The organism is Fibrella arboris, assembly GCF_041321095.1.
Lineage (GTDB): Bacteria > Bacteroidota > Bacteroidia > Cytophagales > Spirosomataceae > Fibrella > Fibrella arboris.
Genome location: NZ_JBGGWE010000009.1, coordinates 42,910 through 62,478, shown reverse-complemented (window position 1 = coordinate 62,478; position 19,569 = coordinate 42,910). Strand labels below are relative to the sequence as shown.

Annotated in this window: 4 protein-coding genes; all 4 read left to right on the top strand. The window is 58.5% G+C overall.

The window, feature by feature from the left end; all coding sequences use genetic code 11:
- Nucleotides 1-185: 185 nt before the first annotated feature.
- The 4 genes from ACAW75_RS16465 (at nucleotide 186) to ACAW75_RS16450 (ending at nucleotide 19,548) form a co-directional block, all read left to right on the top strand.
- Nucleotides 186-16,643, top strand: a complete 16,458-nt coding sequence (locus ACAW75_RS16465) for an Ig-like domain-containing protein (RefSeq protein WP_370729836.1) — start codon at nucleotides 186-188, stop codon at nucleotides 16,641-16,643.
- Between the two features lie 76 nt (nucleotides 16,644-16,719).
- Entirely contained in the window at nucleotides 16,720-17,283 is a 564-nt protein-coding gene (locus ACAW75_RS16460; RefSeq protein WP_370729835.1) for a hypothetical protein, read from the top strand.
- 5 nt (nucleotides 17,284-17,288) lie between these two features.
- Nucleotides 17,289-18,161, top strand: coding sequence for a hypothetical protein (locus ACAW75_RS16455; RefSeq protein WP_370729834.1), 873 nt, complete (start codon nucleotides 17,289-17,291; stop codon nucleotides 18,159-18,161).
- Nucleotides 18,162-18,360: 199 nt separating this feature from the next.
- Complete coding sequence (locus ACAW75_RS16450; RefSeq protein ID WP_370729833.1) at nucleotides 18,361-19,548, top strand: amine oxidase; 1,188 nt, start codon at nucleotides 18,361-18,363, stop codon at nucleotides 19,546-19,548.
- Nucleotides 19,549-19,569 lie beyond the last annotated feature (21 nt).

Below are 19,569 nucleotides of genomic sequence, written 5' to 3'. Positions count from 1 at the left end.
TACATAAGAACCAAGTGCGGGGCGAAAGCTCCTAGACCGGACGGGGCAACCCGGCCAGTCACATACAGTTTGAGTCACGACCAGAAAAACAGCCGTTTTTTCAGGGTGGACGAAGTACGTATATACTATACCGTTAGCGGCTCCTGGAGTACTGACACCGTTTTTTACTGAAAATGAACAGGACTATGTTTACTTTTTCTACGCTATTCACCAGCTTCAGAGCAGGTATCAAACACGCAGCCTGGTTGTTGGGTTGGGCAATTGCACTACTCGTGGCGGTGGGGCAGTTGGCTCATGCCCAGAACAGGCTCTGGTATTATGCCGGTAGCTATGATGGTCCCCCCACGTATGGTCAGGGATATGCCGGCGATGGCTTAGTGGCGTTTACATCGCCCGGCCAGGGGCAGTCTGTCGTGAATCGTCCCCCCCTTGTAAAGCTGTACTATCCAAGCAGCATCGCCTTTGATGCCCAGGGGCATATGTACATTGCCGATGAGAATAATCAGGCGATCCGCAAGGTTAATTATTATACCCATGTCATTACCACCATTGCAGGCACCCCGACTGTGGGTGTACAAGGTCCCTACAGTGGTCCGGCGGCTTCGACTGGATTGTACGCCCCTAGATCGATAGTCTATCGGGCGGCTGATAATAGTTTGTATGCCGCAGCAGGAAATGGTAAAGATTACATTATTAAGCTTGATCTGAACACCAATACCATCACGACGATTGCGGGTAATGGCGTTGCAGGGCTTTCTTCAGGTGATGGTGGCCCCGCCCTTTCCGCGACGTTAAACATCGCTTCATTCTCTAACCTTGCCTTCGATGCAACGGGTCAATTCCTGTATATAATCGATACGGGTGGTGCTGGTGCTACCAGTTTTATTCTTAGAAAAATAGACTTGACTACCAATACCATTACGAAGGTAGCCGATCTGCCGATATCGAGCCGGGCGCTTACTTTAGATCCCTCAAACAATGCCTATTTTGTTTGCCAGTGTGCCGCTAATAATCGGTTTCTTGTTAAAAAAATAACACCGGGTGGGGTTCAGACAACGCTTGCCGGTGGTGGTCCCGACGCTAATTCAGCCGATGGCGGAGATAATGTAGCCGGTACCACAGTCCGGCTGTTGTCTCCGGCGGGTGTTGCATTTGATACGGGCTATACCAATTTGTATTTTACGGATAATGGGGTGGTCAGAAAACTGAATCTGGCTACCGGCATATTATCTAAGGTTGTAGGCGATGCCACCTATGCGGCTTCGGGTAATTTCGCCGGCGCAAACCAGACAGATGGAGAGCTGGCTACCGAACCTTTTTCCTGGAACATGAACCAGGCGATGGACGTACAATTCAATCCCAAAAATGGTCTCCTTTATGTAACAGACAAGAACGCGATTTTTCAGGTAAGCCCTGCAGCACCCGCCATTACCCCAGAGCCGGTCTGTGCGGCCGGTACTACCGCTCCGGCCTTATCGGCCACGACCAAATCGAATGTTTGCCCGGCCACGACGGTTGATTTAAGCACCATTACGGCCAGCAATACCCCCGCGAACACTACCCTGACCTGGCATAGCGGCACACCGGCCACCTCGGCCAATAAGCTGAGCAGTGTAAACGCGGTAGGTGCGGGGACGTATTATGCGGCTTTCTACGATGCCACGAACGACTGTTATAGTGGCACGGGGTCGGCTACTACACAGGTAACGGCTTCGGTAACGACTTGTGCTGCCCCCTGTACCGCGGGCAGCACGGCTCCGGCCTTATCGGCCACGACCAAATCGAATGTTTGCCCGGCCACGACGGTTGACCTCAGCACCATTACGGCCAGCAATACGCCGGGCGGGACTACCCTGACCTGGCATAGCGGCACACCGGCTACCACGGCCAATAAGCTGAGCAGTGTCAATGCGGTAGCTGCGGGAACGTACTACGCGGCCTTTTTCGATGCCACCAACAACTGTTATAGTGGCACAGGCGGGGCTACCACACAGGTAACGGCTTCGGTAAACACCTGTAATTCCTGCCCAACAACGGCACCTGCTTTATCGGCAACTACCCGTACAATTAATTGTTTCGCTGGCACAACGTTTGCCAATTTGAACGCTTATGTTACGTCTACGGCACCTTCGGGAGCGGTTTTACAATGGACGACAGGCGGTGTAGTGGTATCTAACCCGACCTCGGTAACGGCCGCCGGTACGTATACAGCTACTTATTATAATGCTACGCTTAACTGTTCAAGTCCGGGGATAGACTTTACGGTGGTAACAACGCCCATTCCTACGTTATCCACAACAAGCATAGCTATTTGCCCACCTGCCACTACGGCAGATCTAACGGGTATTGCTACACTTGTTCCAGCCGTGTCGGGCTTTGTCGTGGAGTGGTGGAATGACCCCGATGGGGCAAACCCAGTATCAAATAGTGCGGCAGTGCCGGTGGGTACGTATCATGCCTATGCTTACAACCCAACTACAGGTTGTTATGGTGCAACACCATCTCCCACTGTTACAGTAGCTAATTCGGCTCCTTCTGCCCCGACGGGCGCAACTGCCAGTCCGGCCTCTATATGTAGTGGGGCCAATAGCACGTTGAGTGCCAGTTGTAGCACTGGAACTTTACAATGGTATAGTGATGCCGGTTTAACAACGAGTATCAGCAATGTTGTCTCGCCGGGTGGCACAACAACCTATTACGGCGCCTGCGTGAGCGGCAGTTGTAAAAGCAGCAGTATACAGGTATCGGTGACCGTGAATACGCCCCCCGCCACCCCGACGCTGGGCGCACCCACGCAACCAACGTGTTCGGTGGCAACAGGTACGTTTACCATCACCAATTACGACGCTACGGCCACCTACACCTTCAGTCCGGCAGGCCCCACTCAGACTAATGGAACGGTAACGGCTTCGCCTGGAACCTACACCGTTACGGCCAGCAAGAGCGGCTGTACGTCGGGGGCTTCCTCGCCGGTAACGATCAATACCCAGCCTGGTGCTCCGGCTACGCCGACACTTGGCGCACCCACGCAACCTACCTGTTCGGTAGCGACGGGGACGTTCAGCATTAGCAACTACGATGCCTCAGCGACCTACACGATTAGTCCTTCGGCGGGCGTGTCTCAGAGCGGAGCGACCATCACTGCCCCGGCTGGGACATACACGGTGCAAGCTACGCTAAGCGGCTGTACATCAGGACCTTCGCAGGGAGTAACGCTCAACCCGCCGGTTTGTCAACCCACCGTTGCCATCACAACTCCCAACAATGTAACAACGACCAACACCAACCCCCCTGTTTCGGGAACGGCCACGGCCCTGGCTTCGGTGACGGTAAACGCGCCCAACAATCAGGTGTGCATCACCACGGCGAACGCGAGTGGTAACTGGACGTGTAGCAGCCTGACCTTTACGGTGGGGTCGCAGACGGTCACGGCCATTGCCAGCAACACGGGCGGAGTCAGCACGGTCGCTACGGCCAATTTTACGGTGGTGAGCAGTTGCGCCAACCCGTCGGTGGGTGGCACGGTGGCCTACGGGGGTACGTTGCCCTTGTGTAACGCCAGCAACGCCGGTACGTTACTCCTGTCGGGGAACACGGGCAGTGTGGTCAAATGGCAAACCTCCACCGATGGCGGTACCACCTGGACTGATCTGGCGGGTACGTCGGGCAAGACCTATTACAGCTTCATCAACGCCGCGAACAACCAGCAGTACCGGGCGGTGGTCAACACCGGTAGCGCAGGTTGTGGCGATGCCAACTCGGCCCCGGTTACCATCACCACCAGTGCGGGCGTTTGCTCGCCAGTGGCCTGCGACAAAACCGCTGGTAGTCTGACCTTTACGGCTACGCCCGCCGTGTCGGGTACCAATTTTAGTCATGTTATTATTATGACCGATGGGTCGGGCGTGATTCAATATGCCTCGGCACCGGGCAGCAGCACCGTAACGGCTGCGGCAGGCGGTCCTGTGGCGTCGGGTACGTACCTGGTGTATCTGGTCAGCTACGACAACACGCTCTCGCCGGTACCAACCCTTACGGTCGGCACCAGTTTGTCGGGCATTGGTGGCAACTGCGTGGCGTATTCGGGGCAACTGCCGCTGAAGGTGTGCGCGGCCCTGCTGCCCCCGGTGGCAGTGAGCGACATTGCCAACACGAACATCAACACGCCGGTATCGGACAATGTGCTCACCAACGACAAAGACCCGCAGGGCGGACCGCTCACGGCGGGCCTGTTGAGTCAGCCTGCCAGCGGTACGGTGGTGCTGAACCCGAATGGCAGCTACACCTACACGCCGCCAACGGGTTTTACGGGCATTGCCAGCTTCTGCTACAGCATCACCAATACGGCGGGCCTGAGCAGCAGTGCCTGCGTAACGGTGAATGTCAACCCGGTGCCATCGCCCAACCCAGGGGCCAACAACCCACCGATTGCGGCGAACGATGCCACCCAGACCACCGCTGGTATGTCGGTGACGGTGGTTGTACTAGCCAACGATACCGATCCTGATTCGGCTACGAGCCTGAACGGTCAATTGAATACCCCTGTGCTGCTGGCTCAACCGGCGACGGGTACGGCCGTGGTGAATGCCAATGGCACGATGACCTATACGCCACCAGCGGGCTTTACGGGTGTTGTTTCGTTCCCGTATCAGGTTTGCGATAAAGGCACCAGCCAGCCTTCGTGCGCTACGGCCCTGGTGACGGTGGACGTGCAGCCCACGCCACCAGCCAACACCACATTGGCTCCGGTAGCGGTGGACGATGCGTTGACCACGCGGGTGAACGTACCTAAGACGGGTACGGTAGCCGACAACGATTCGGACCCGCAGGGCTTGCCCCTGACCTTTACCGGTGGTCAGCCCGTCAGTGGCACGGTGGTGATGTCGCCCAACGGCAGCTACACCTACACGCCGCCAACGGGTTTTGAGGGACCCACCAGCTTTACCTATAGTGTGTGCAACAGCGCGGGTAAATGTACCAAAGCCACGGTGAGTGTACTGGTGCAGGCTCCACCGGCCCTGCCGCCTGTGGTGAAACCTGACATTGCCAATACCAACATCAACACGCCGGTGCCGGGTAACGTGCTGACCAATGACGTGGACCCACAAGGTGGTCCGCTGACGGTGAGCCTGTTAACGCCCCCAACGACGGGTACGGTGACGATCACGCCGACGGGTAACTATACCTACACGCCGCCAACGGGCTTCACGGGTGTAGTGAGCTTCTGCTACACGGCCAGCAACACGGCGGGCCTGAGCGCCAGCACCTGCGTGACGGTCAACGTCAACCCCGTGCCGTCGCCGATTACGAACAATCCACCTGTAGCGAACGCCGATGCCACCCAAACGACGCAGGGTACGCCAGTGATCGTAGCGGTGCTGGCCAACGACACCGACCCGGACTCAGCCACCAGTGCCAACGGTCAATTGAACAACCCGACATTACTCAGCCAACCGTCGACGGGCACCGCCGTGGTGAATGCCAACGGTACGGTGACCTATACGCCACCGGCTAACTTCACCGGGGTAGTTTCATTCCCGTATCAGGTTTGTGACAAGGGAACTAGCCAGCCTTCGTGCGCTACAGCGTTGGTGACGGTGAACGTCCAGCCTACGCCGCCAAGTGGTACCACATTGGCTCCGGTAGCGGTAGACGATGCCTTGCTGACGCAGGTAAACGTACCTAAAGCGGGTACGGTAGCCACCAACGATAGTGATCCGCAGGGCTTGCCACTGACCTTCACGACGGGTCAACCCACGTCAGGAACGGTGGTGATGTCGCCCAATGGGTCATATACCTATACGCCTGCTCCTGGGTACGTTGGACCTGACAGCTTCACATACAATGTGTGCAACTCTGCGTCTAAATGCACGAAAGCCACAGTGAGTGTCGATGTGCAGCCGCTGCCGGTCAACCAGCCACCGCTGGTTACGTCGGACGTGAATACGTTCATCGCGACGGTTCCGACGACAGGCAACGTGCTGACCAACGACAAAGACCCGGAAGGTACGCCCCTGACGGCCAGCCTCATCGGTACGCCGCCGACAGGCTTTACGCTCTCGCCCGATGGCAGCTACACCTACACGGCTCCCCTAAGCCAGACCGCGCCCGTGACGCTGGTGTATCAGGCCTGCGATAGAGCGACACCCCCAGCCTGTGCGACAACGACCCTGACGTTGACCCCGGTGCCGACTCCCTCGCCACTGGTCAACGATGCACCCATTGCCCTCAACGATGCGACCCGCACTACAGCCGGTGTGTCCGTGACAGTCAACGTGCGGGGCAACGACCGCGACCCCGAAGGATTGCCCCTGAGCAACCCCACGCTGGTGAGCCAGCCTACAACCGGTACGGCCCTGGTCAATCCTGACGGGACGGTGACGTATACCCCGCCTGCGGGCTTCACGGGGGTGGTGAGCTTCCCTTACCAGGTCTGCGATACGGGTACGCCCGTTGCCTGCGCCACGGCCGTGGTGACCGTAACGGTTGACCCGACCCCACCCGCCAGCCAGACTAACCTACCGCCAGTGGCTATCGACGATGCGCTATTGACGACGAAGAATGTCTCGGCGACGGGTACCGTAGCGGCCAACGACAGCGATCCCAACGTGGGTCAGACGCTGACCTTCAGTACGTTGACGACTCCGGCCACGGGTACGGTTGTCTTCAACGCGAACGGCTCCTATACTTACACGCCACCAACCGGTTTTGTAGGAACAACCAACTTTGTGTATCAGGTGTGCGATAACGGCTCGCCGGTGTTGTGTACCACCGCCACGGCCTACATCACTGTCAGCGATCCGGGCAACCTGCCGCCTGTGGTGACCCCCGATATTGCCAATACCAACAAAGACACCCCCGTGTCGGGTAATGTGGTGACGAATGATGTGGACCCACAAGGTGGTCCGCTGACAGTGAGCCTGTTAACGCCCCCCACAACGGGTACGGTGACGATCACCCCAACGGGTACGTATACCTATACCCCGCCGACCGGCTTTACGGGAACGGTGAGCTTCTGCTACAGTGCTACCAATACGGTAGGGCTTTCAGCGAGTGCGTGTGTAACGATCAACGTATTACCTGACCCCTCGCCTTTGGTCAATGATAAGCCTATTGCCAATAACGATGCCACCCAGACGACGCAGGGTACGCCTGTTATCGTGGCGGTGCTGGCTAATGACACTGATCCTGATTCAGCCACGACGCTGGATGGTCAGTTGAACAATCCGACGCTGCTTTCTCAACCGAGTGTAGGTACGGCCGTGGTAAATGCCAACGGTACGGTGACCTACACGCCACCGGCTAACTTCACGGGGGTAGTGACCTTCCCATACCAGGTTTGCGACAAGGGCACGAGTCAGCCTTCGTGTGCAACGGCTCTGGTGACGGTGAACGTACAACCCACGCCACCGGCCAACACCACACTGGCTCCGGTAGCGGTAGACGATGCCTTGCTGACGCAGGTGAACGTACCTAAAGCGGGTACGGTGGCGGCCAACGACAGCGATCCGCAGGGACTACCCCTGACCTTTACCGGTGGTCAGCCCGTCAGTGGCACGGTGGTGATGTCGCCCAACGGCAGCTATACCTACACGCCACCAACGGGTTTTGTGGGACCCACCAGCTTTACCTACAGTGTCTGCAACAGCGCAGGTAAGTGCGATGTAGCAACCGTCAGCGTCGATGTACAGTCACCAGGCAGCAACCCGCCGGTGGTGATCGGCCGGCCGCTGGTGACTACGCCTACTGACCCCGTTACCGTCTGCCTGCCCATCGTGGATGCCGACCAGCCCGACAGTTTCACGGCCTCGATCTGCGCCCAGCCTGCCAGCGGTACGCTCACGGCCAGTGTCAACAACGCCACCGGATCGCCGGACCGCCGCGAGGTCTGTCTGACCTACACGCCGGTGGGTACGTTCAATGGTCCTCTGACCGCCTGCGTGGGTGTCTGCGACAGCCAGGGCAATTGCACCACGGCGGTGGTGCCCATCACAGTGACACCGCCCAGTCAGACCGCCGTTACACCGCTGCCGCCGCTGGTGGTGGTGACCCCCATCAGTACGCCGAAAAACACCTCGGCGACGGTGTGTATGCCCATCCGGGACCCCAATGGCAGCGACACCCATACCGTAACGGTATGCAGTGTGCCGGGTAAAGGCACGGCAACGGCCAGTGTCAACAATACTACGCATGAGGTCTGTGTGATCTATACGCCCACCTCCGGCAGTGTGGGTCAGGATAAAGTATGCCTGACCATCTGCGACCAGACGGGTCTGTGTACGACCGTGACGGTGCCAATTCAGATTGTGGACCCCACGCCACCGGGTCCGGGTGTTGAGCCGCCGGTGGTAACGCCAACACCGATTGTGACGGTAGTCGACAAGCCGGTGACGGTGTGTACGGGCATTGCCGACAGTGGCACCGACAGCCACACGGCGACGATCTGTGGCTTGCCCGACAGCGGCACGGCTACGGTCATGGTCGACAACGCCAGCCACGAGTTGTGTGTGGTGTACCGGCCGGGAAGCGTCCCTGCCAGCACGAGTGTATGCGTGGAAGTGTGCGATCAGACGGGTCAGTGTACGCAGGTGATTCTGCCCATTACGGTACTGCCAGTCAATCAACCGCCGGTGGTTCGTCCCGACATTGCCAACACGACTATCAATACGCCGGTGCCGGGTAATGTGCTGACCAATGACAAAGACCCACAAGGTGGTCCGTTGACCGTCAGCCTGTTAACGCCGCCCACAACAGGAACGGTGACGATTTCGCCGACGGGTAACTACACCTATACGCCGCCAACCGGCTTCACGGGTGTAGCCAGTTTCTGCTACAGTGCCACCAATACGGCGGGCCTGAGTGCGAGCACCTGTGTGACGGTGAACGTCAACCCCGTGCCATCGCCCTACCCAGGGGCCAACAACCCACCGATTGCGGCGAACGATGCCACCCAGACCACCGCAGGTACGTCGGTGACGGTGGTTGTACTAGCCAACGACACCGATCCTGATTCGGCTACCAGCCTGAACGGTCAATTGAATAACCCTGTGTTGCTGGGTCAACCGGCGACGGGTACGGCCGTGGTGAATGCCAATGGATCAGTCACGTACACGCCACCGGCTAATTTCACCGGTGTGGTTTCATTCCCCTATTCGGTTTGTGATAAAGGCACCAGTCAGCCTTCATGTGCAACGGCCCTGGTGACGGTGGACGTGCAGCCCACGCCACCGGCCAACACCACATTGGCTCCGGTAGCGGTGGACGATGCCCTGACCACGCGGGTGAACGTACCCAAGTCGGGTACGGTAGCCGACAACGATTCGGACCCACAAGGCTTACCCCTGACCTTTACCGGTGGTCAGCCCGTCAGTGGCACGGTGGTGATGTCGCCCAACGGCAGCTACACCTACACGCCGCCAACGGGTTTTGAGGGACCCACCAGCTTTACCTATAGTGTGTGCAACAGCGCGGGTAAATGTACCAGGGCCACGGTGAGTGTGCTGGTGCAGGCGCCACCTGCCCTGCCGCCTGTGGTGAAACCTGACATTGCCAATACCAACATCAATACGCTGGTGAGTGGCAATGTGCTGACCAATGATGTGGACCCACAAGGTGGTCCGCTGACGGTGAGCCTGTTAACGCCGCCCACAACGGGCACGGTGACGATTTCGCCAACAGGTAACTATACCTACACGCCACCAACCGGCTTCACGGGAACGGCCAGCTTCTGCTACAGTGCCACCAGCACGGCGGGCCTGAGTGGGTCTACCTGTGTAACGGTGAACGTCAATCCGATTCCATCGCCAGTAAGTAACGATAAGCCCGTCGCCAACAACGATGCCACGCAAACGACGCAGGGTACGCCAGTGGTCGTAGCGGTGCTGGCCAACGATACCGATCCTGATTCAGCCACGACGCTGGATGGTCAGTTGAACCCGCCGACACTGATTAGCCAACCGAGTGTGGGTACGGCCGTGGTGAACGCCAACGGTACGGTAACGTATACGCCACCGGCTAACTTCACGGGTGTAGTGACCTTCCCGTATCAAGTCTGCGACAAGGGTGCTTCTCAGCCTTCGTGCGCTACGGCTCTGGTGACGGTGAACGTACAGCCTACGCCGCCAAGTGGTACCACGCTGGCTCCGGTAGCGGTAGACGATGCCTTGCTGACGCAGGTGAACGTACCTAAGTCGGGTACGGTAGCCACCAACGATAGTGATCCGCAGGGCTTGCCGCTGACCTTTACCAGTGGTCAGCCCGTCAGCGGTACGGTGGTGATGTCGCCCAATGGGTCATATACCTACACGCCTGCTCTTGGGTACGTTGGGCCTGACAGCTTTACGTATGCGGTCTGCAACAGTGCGGCTACCTGTACCAAAGCGACAGTGAGTGTCGATGTGCAACCCGTGCCTCAACCGCCTGTGGTGATTGGTGAACCCCTGGTTACGACCATTGGCAAACCCGCTACGCTCTGTCTGCCCATCGTGGATGCCGACCAGCCCGATAGCCATACGGCCTCGATCTGTGGACAGCCCGCCAGCGGTGTCGCCAGCGTCAGCGTCAATAATCTTACCCATGCGGTCTGTGTGATCTACACCCCAACGGCCACCTTCACAGGACCCACCACCGTTTGTGTGCAGGTCTGCGACAGCTACGGGCTGTGTACCACCACGATTGTACCCATCACGGTGCAGCCCGCCAGCCAAACCAGCACTACGCCCAAACCACCTGTGGTCGTGGTGGTGCCGGTAGTCACGCCCAAAAACACGCCGGTAACGGTGTGTATGACGGTTGTAGACCCCAATCTGACGGATACCCACAGCGTAAGCGTGTGTAACGTACCGGGTAAAGGCACGGCTACGGCCAGTGTCAACAATACTACGCATGAGGTCTGCGTCACCTATACGCCAACCTCCGGTAGCGTGGGTCCCGATGCCATCTGCCTGACGGTCTGTGACCAGACGGGCCTGTGTACGACGGTAACCGTGCCGGTACAGATTGTGGACCCCACGCCACCGGGTGATGGTGTTGAGCCACCGGTAGTAACCCCAACACCGATTGTGACGGTGCCCAACAAGCCCGTTACGGTTGTCACGGGTATAACCGACAGCCTGACCGATAGCCACACGGCTACGATTTGTGGCGGGCCAGCTAGCGGCACGGCGCAGGTGGGTGTAGATAACGTGACCCATGCCCTGGCTGTAACCTACACGCCGGGTTCATCGGCTCCGGTGAACACCACGCTGTGCGTAACGGTGTGCGACCAGACGGGCCAGTGTACGCAGGTGATTCTGCCCATCACGGTACTGCCTGTCAACCAGCCGCCGGTACTGACGGCTGACATAGCCAACACGAATATCAACACGCCGGTGCCGGGTAATGTGCTGACCAACGACAAAGACCCACAAGGTGCTCCGCTGACCGTCAGCCTGTTAACGCCGCCTACAACGGGAACAGTAACGCTTACGCCGACGGGTAACTATACCTATACGCCGCCAACCGGCTTTACGGGAACGGCCAGCTTCTGCTATTCGGCTACGAATACGGTAGGGCTTTCAGCGAGTACGTGTCTAACGATCAACGTATTACCCGACCCCTCGCCCTCGGCCAATGACAAGCCTATTGCTAACAACGATGCTACGCAAACGACCGCAGGTACGCCAGTGATCGTGGCGGTGCTGGCTAATGACACTGATCCTGACAGTGCCACGACGCTGGATGGTCAGTTGGATAATCCAACGCTGGTTTCTCAACCCAGTGTAGGTACGGCCATGGTGAACGCCAACGGTACGGTGACCTACACGCCACCGGCAGATTTTACCGGGGTAGTTTCGTTCCCCTATTCGGTTTGCGATAAGGGCACCAGTCAACCTTCGTGTGCTACGGCCCTGGTGACGGTGAACGTCCAGCCCACGCCGCCAAATGGTACAACGCTGGCCCCGGTAGCGGTAGACGATGCCTTGCTGACGCAAATGAACGTACCCAAGACGGGTGAGGTGTGGCGCAACGACAGTGACCCACAGGGCTTACCGCTGACGTTCACGACGGGTCAGCCCGTCAGTGGCACGGTGGTGATGTCGCCCAACGGTAGCTATACCTATACGCCGCCAACGGGTTTTGAGGGACCCACCAGCTTTACCTACAGCGTCTGCAACAGCGCGGGTAAATGTACCAACGCGACAGTGAGTGTACTGGTGCAGGCCCCGCCTGCTCTATTGCCACCGATTGCTACGTCGGATATTGCCAACACGAATATCAATACGCCGGTATCGGATAATGTGCTGACCAACGACGTGGATCCGCAGGGTAACCCACTGACGGTGAGTCTCATCAGCCAGCCAATCAGCGGTACGGTGAGCCTGCTGCCCGACGGTACGTATGTCTACACACCACCGACCGACTTTACGGGCGTGGCCAGTTTCTGCTACGCCATCAGTAACACGGCGGGTCTGAGCAGCAGTGCCTGTGTGTCGGTCAACGTGAATCCGGCTCCATCGGTACTGGGGAATAACAAACCCATTGCCAACAACGACAATACGCAAACAACGGCGGGTGTAGCGGTGACCATCAAGGCCATCGCCAATGATACCGACCCTGACGCGGCTACTACGCCGGACGGACAATTGAACAACCCAACGCTGATTGCTCAGCCGAGTGTAGGTACGGCGGTCGTGAATGCCAATGGGTCAGTCACGTACACGCCACCGGCCGGCTTCACGGGTGTTGTTTCGTTCCCGTATCAGGTTTGTGACAAGGGAACTAGTCAGCCTTCGTGTGCAACGGCGTTGATAACGGTGAACGTGCAGCCCACGCCGCCTGCGAATACAACGCTGGCCCCGGTAGCGGTAGACGATGCCCTGCTGACGCGGGTGAACGTACCTAAGTCGGGGGATGTGTCGGCCAACGACAGTGATCCGCAGGGCTTGCCGCTGACCTTTACCAGTGGTCAGCCCGCGAGTGGCACGGTGGTGATGTCGCCCAATGGTAGCTATACCTACACGCCACCGACCGGTTTTGTGGGGCCGACGAGCTTCCTCTACCTGGCCTGTAACAGTGCCGGTAAGTGTGATGTGGCCACGGTGAGTATCGATGTCCAGGCACCGACTGGTCTGCCGCCTGTGGTAACCCCGGATATTGCCAACACCAACAAGGATACGCCGGTAACGGGCAATGTGGTGACTAACGACAAAGACCCGCAGGGTGGCCCGCTGACGGTGAGCCTGTTGACGCCCCCCACAACGGGAACGGTGACGATCTCGCCAACGGGTAACTATACCTACACGCCGCCAACGGGCTTCACAGGAACGGCCAGCTTCTGCTATTCGGCTACGAACACGGCAGGCCTGAGTGCCAGTACGTGTGTGACGGTGAATGTGCTGCCAACGCCATCGCCAACGGGCAATAACGCTCCGGTGGCGAATAACGACGCGACGCAGACCACCGCAGGTACGTCGGTGACCATTGCCGTACTGGCCAATGATACCGACCCTGACAGTGCGACGAGTCTGAACGGGCAGCTCAGTAATCCAACGATTCTGGCCCAGCCCGCGCAGGGAACGGCCGTGGTGAATGCCAATGGTACGGTGACCTATACGCCACCGGCCGGCCTTACCGGCGTGGTTACCTTCCCGTATCAGGTTTGTGATAAAGCCACGCCAGCCCTGTGTACGACGGCTCTCGTGAGTGTGGATATTCAGCCGACTCCGCCAGTAGGTACTACGCTGGCCCCGGTGGCTATCGACGATGCGCTGCTGACCCAAAAGGATACGCCGAAAACAGGCACAGTAGCCACCAACGACTCTGATCCGCAGGGTTTACCACTGACCTTCACAACGGGTCAGCCTACGTCGGGAACAGTGGTGATGTCGCCCAACGGCAGCTACACCTATACGCCTGCCCCTGGGTACGTTGGGCCAACCAGCTTTACCTACAGCGTCTGCAACAGTGCGGGTAAGTGTGATGTGGCCACGGTGAGTGTCGATGTGCAGTCGCCCGTTAATCTGCCGCCGGTGGTAACGCCTGACGTGAACACGTTCATTCCGGGCAAACCAACGTCGGGCAATGTGCTGACCAACGACAAAGATCCCGAAGGTACGCCGCTGACCGCGACGGTGATTGGCACGCCACCCGCCGGGTTCACCATGACCCCCGACGGCAGCTACACCTACACCGCCCCCCTCAGCCAGACCGCTCCGGTGAGTCTGACGGTGAACGTCTGCGATTCGGCTACGCCACCCGCCTGTACGACCTCGACGCTGACGCTGACACCGGTACTACCGCCAACGCCCGGCAACGATGCGCCGATTGCTCTGAACGATGCGGGTCGCACAACGGCCGGTACGTCGACAACGGTGAACGTACTGGGCAACGACAAGGATCCTGAGGGCTTGCCGCTGAGTAACCCCACGATTGTTTCGCAGCCTGCACAGGGTACGGCCACGGTCAACCCCGATGGCACCATCACATACACGCCGCCAACGGGCTTTACGGGTGTGGTCACGTTCCCATATCAGGTCTGTGACACGGGCAGTCCGGTGGTTTGCACCACGGCGCTGGTGACGATGACAATAGACCCCACGCTACCAGCGGGCGTGACCAACGTGGCACCTGTGGCCATCGATGATAACCTGCTGACGACGAAGGGTACACCCGCCACGGGTACGGTGGCCAGCAACGACCGCGATCCGAACCCGGGTCAGACGTTGACGTTTACTAAGCTGACCAATCCGACGAACGGTACGGTTGTCTTCAATGCAGACGGTAGCTACACCTACACGCCTGCCCCTGGTTTTGTGGGCACGGATCACTTTGTGTATCAGGTCTGCGACAGTGGTTCGCCGGTGTTGTGTACCACTGCCACCGCCTACCAGACCGTCAGCGATGTGCCGACGCTGGCTCCCGTACTGACTCCGGATATTGCCAACACCAACAAGGATACGCCGGTAACGGGCAATGTGGTGACCAACGACAAGGACCCGCAGGGCGGCCCGCTGACGGTGAGTCTGCTAACGCCGCCCACAACGGGCACGGTGACGCTTACGCCAACGGGTAGCTATACCTACACGCCGCCAACGGGCTTTACGGGTACGGTCAGCTTCTGCTACAGTGCCACCAATACGGCGGGCCTGAGTGCGAGCACCTGTGTGAGCATTACGGTAAACCCTGTGCCTTCGCCGCTGGGTAACAACCCGCCGATTGCCGACAACGATGCCTCGCAAACGACCGCCGGTACGCCGGTGATCGTAGCGGTGCTGGCTAATGACACTGATCCTGACTCGGCCACCAGCCTGGATGGTCAGTTGAATAACCCGACGCTAATTGCTCAGCCGAGTGTAGGCACGGCCGTGGTGAACGCCAATGGCACGGTGACCTACACGCCACCTGCTGGCTTCACGGGTGTGGTTTCATTCCCGTATTCGGTTTGCGATAAGGGTACGAGTCAGCCTTCGTGTGCAACGGCGTTGGTGACGGTGAACGTACAACCTACGCCGCCAAGTGGCACTACGCTGGCCCCGGTAGCGGTGGATGATGCGCTGCTGACGAAGCCGAACGTACCTAAAGCGGGTACGGTGGCTACCAACGACAGTGATCCCCAAGGCTTACCGCTCACGTATGCCGGTGGTCAGCCTACGTCAGGTACGGTGGTGATGTCGCCCAATGGGTCGTACACCTATACGCCTGCTCCTGGGTACGTTGGGCCAGCCAGCTTTACCTATACTGTGTGCAACAGCGCGGGTAAGTGTACCAACGCCACGGTGAACGTGCTGGTGCAGCAACCCATCGACCCCGCTGCCCTGGTGTTGCGGTTGAAGGTGCTCTTGCAGGGCGCATTGATTGGTGGAACCAATAACCTGATGCGCGACGATCTGCGGAGCCAGAAGTTCCTGCCCCTGACGGAACCCTACTCAGCCATCGGCGGTGACCGCTTTACCCACGTCAACGGCGGCGGCGAGACGATGCCTGCCAGCGTGACAGCCCTGAATGTAGGGACGGGCGACGCCATTGTCGACTGGGTGTTTGTGGAACTGCGTAGCCCCGCCAACCTCTCGGTAGTGGTGGCTACCCGCTCGGCCCTCGTACAGCGCGATGGCGACGTGGTGCTGGCCAGCGATGGTGTATCGCCGCTGAGCTTCACAGGCCTGTCGGGCAGCAGCTTCTACGTGAGCGTCAAACACCGTAACCACCTGGGTGCCATGACGGCCACGGCCATTCCGCTCTCAACCACCGGTACGCTGGTCGACTTCACCACCATGACGGGTGCCCAGCTATGGAACAAAATCGTGGGTACTTACGACTACGAGGGCTGGGAGCAAACCACTGTGGGCAACAAGCAGGCTTTGTGGGCGGGTGATGCCAACCACAATGGTAAGGTCAAGTACCAGGGCACGGCCAATGACCTGATCCTGATCTTCGCCGAAGTGATCGGTACGCAGGCTGGTAACGCAAGTCCCCTGTACAATTACAACAATGCGCTGGGGTACTATTTCGGGGATGTGAACATGGATGGGAAGGTGAAATATCAGGGTACGAGCAACGACACCTCGCTGATCTTTACCAATGTGATCACCAACTTCCAGACCAGCACCCAGATGAACAGTGCCCAGCTCTATAATTTCGACTGGATGCTGGAACAGCTCCCTTAATCACAGTCCAGCTGGACGTACCCAGACCAGGTACGTCCAGCTTTTTCTACGCTCTATTCGCTTTAGCTGATTACCTATGAAAAAGCTGATCTTTCTTTTTAGCCTGCTGTGTCTGGCATTGAGTGGCCTGGCCCAGACCGTAGACTATACCCTGCGCTACAATATCGCCCAGAACCGGTACGAGGTCTACGCCAAACCCAACTTCACCCAAACCCAGTACAACTGGGGCAGTGCCCAGGTGTCGGTAGTAACACCTGCTTCACTGGCCAATATGGCCTTCGCCATCAACAGCGTGGCCGCCGGGGGCTGGACCGATAATTCCCAGGCCTATGGCGTACTGGGGTCCGACTTTCACGGGGTTGGCTCCAACGGCCTGAAGGTCGATCTGACATCGGGGCAGGAAACCCTGCTGTTCACCTTTGTGCTGCCGGGCGGGGTGTGTTTGCCGGGCCTTCGGCTGTTTGTCAACGGGTCTGACCCTGATTCGGGCGTGGCGGGGATGAATGGGGGCGACTTTGCCAACACCATGTATTCGGCCAATGACATACTGGGGGCCACCAATCTGTATAGCCAGAACTACGCCAACACGGGTACCGCCTGCACCGCCTGTAACCTGACTGCTCCCACCCTAAGCAAATAGCGCCGATGGATACGAAACAGAGCTACTCCTGGGTATTGCGTGTAGGGGCGACAATCGCGCTGCTGCTGGGTTTGGGTGTGGCAGCAACGGTCGTTGCGGTCCCCACCGATGGGCTGGTTACGGGCTGGCTGGCCGACTCGGATGCGGATGGCGTCGATGACGCCACCGACTTGTGTCCGGGTACCCCCACTGGCACGGCGGTCAATGCCTACGGATGCCCCCTCGCGGTGGCTGGCTGCGATTACACCACCTCGACCGTGACCCTCACCAGCAGCGGCGGCAGCAGCGGCACCGCCGTGACCACCCGCTATGTGCTGGCCTCCAATACGGGGACTATCCTGCAAATTAGCCCTACGGCCAGCTTCTCGGGCCTGAGCGGCACGGCAACCTATATGGCCGTTGCCCTGACCTACGAAGCGCCCATCAGCAACCTGGCCCCCGGTAATGCCCTGAGTGCGGTGTCGGCTTCCTGTTTCGACTGGTCGGATGCGCTGGTGTTCAGGGCCTGTGTGGCTTCGACCACACCAACGCCCGTCTGCGACTACCAGGTTGGGCAGCTCATTACCCTGCAAGGCGCGGGAGGAAGCGCTGGCGCAGGCATCAAAACCAGCTACGTGCTCACCGATGCAGGCGGTAAGCTGGTTCGGGTATCGGCCAGTCCTTCGTTTGCTACCTCAGGGCTGGTGGCAGGAACGTACCTGGCCTATGCCCTCACCTACGCTGACGACGCCAGCGTGGCCAACCTGGTGGCGAATGGCGTCAACACCGTGAGCAGCGTAATGGCCAGTTGTCTGGCTCAGTCGCCCGGGTTATCGTTGCAATTGTGTGGTAATTGTGCAGCTGAGTGTTTGCCCCTGGTGGTGACGCGAATTCGATAAGGAGTTACGAATAAAGGGCATCAAAAAGGGGTGGCGAGGGTACTTGGCTGGTCGATCTGTCGTTGGTAGCTCAGTTTATCAGGCCTGGTACACATACGGGTGAGCAGGCTCCGTATTCCATCCGCCGTAAACCGTTCGCTCAATTTAGCTGACTGACCCCGAAGTAGTGCTGGTTCTGATTAGCATGACCACTGCATTCATGAACACAGCATACCCACAACGTACCTCACCCGCTGACAATCGATTTACTACCTTCTGGTGGGCCGGTTATGAATGTACCGACCAGCAGAATGCCTTTGGCAACCGCGTTGATTTTTTGCCGCTAACCGGCCACCTCGACCGACTGGATGAGGACTATCGCGATATCGACCGCCTGAACATACGTACCGTACGGGAAGGAATCCGCTGGAGTCAGGTGGAGAAACGAGCGTACACCTATGACTGGACGGTGGTACGTCATATGCTCCAACGGGGAAAAGCGCTGGGTATTCAGCAGATTTGGGACATTTGCCACTTTGGTTATCCCGATGATCTGACGCCGCTTCATCCCATGTTTGCCCGCCGTTTTGCAGCTATCTGTCGGGCTTTCGTGCCTGTTTACCGGGAGGCGTACCCAGAGGGTCCACTCATCGTAACGCCCATCAATGAGGTAAGTTTCATTTCTTGGCTTGGTGGTGATGTATGCGGCACCTCGCCCTACTGTACCAAACAGGGTTTTGAAGTGAAAATGGGGTTGATCCGGGCATACATCGAAGGCATTGTCGCCATGCGGGAACTGGACCCGAACATACTGGTGATGACCACCGAACCGCTGGTAAATATGGTGCCACCGCTCAACGCTACCCGGTCTGAAATAGGCAACGCGAAACGCGCTCATGATAATCAGTATCAGGCCGTTGATATGCTCCTGGGGCGTTTACATCCTGAACTGGGTGGCCGGCCCGATATGGTTGATATCGTTGGGGTGAATTTTTATTATAACAACCAGTGGGAGTTGCCCAGTTACCAGTTGCTGCCGTGGGGAAATGAAGGACGTGATCCGCGGTTCAGGCCCCTGCATCACCTTTTTCTTGAAGTCTACAAACGCTATCGCAAACCCATTGTACTCAGCGAGACCAGTCACCCCGGCATCGACCGGCCCGCCTGGATACGCATGATAGCCCGCGAGTGTGTGAAGGCCCGGCAGGCAGGCATTCCCCTGGAAGGCGTTTGCTTGTACCCGATCATCGACCGTCCCGACTGGGATCAGCTGACGCCCTGGCATCGGGCTGGCCTGTGGGATGCTGCCCCCCTCGGCACCGATTTAGAAATGGGGAACGCACCGGGCCGTCATCTATACCAGCCCTACGCAGAAGCATTGCGGGAAGCACAGACCATGATCGCTTAACTAAACAGGACCGGCTACTAT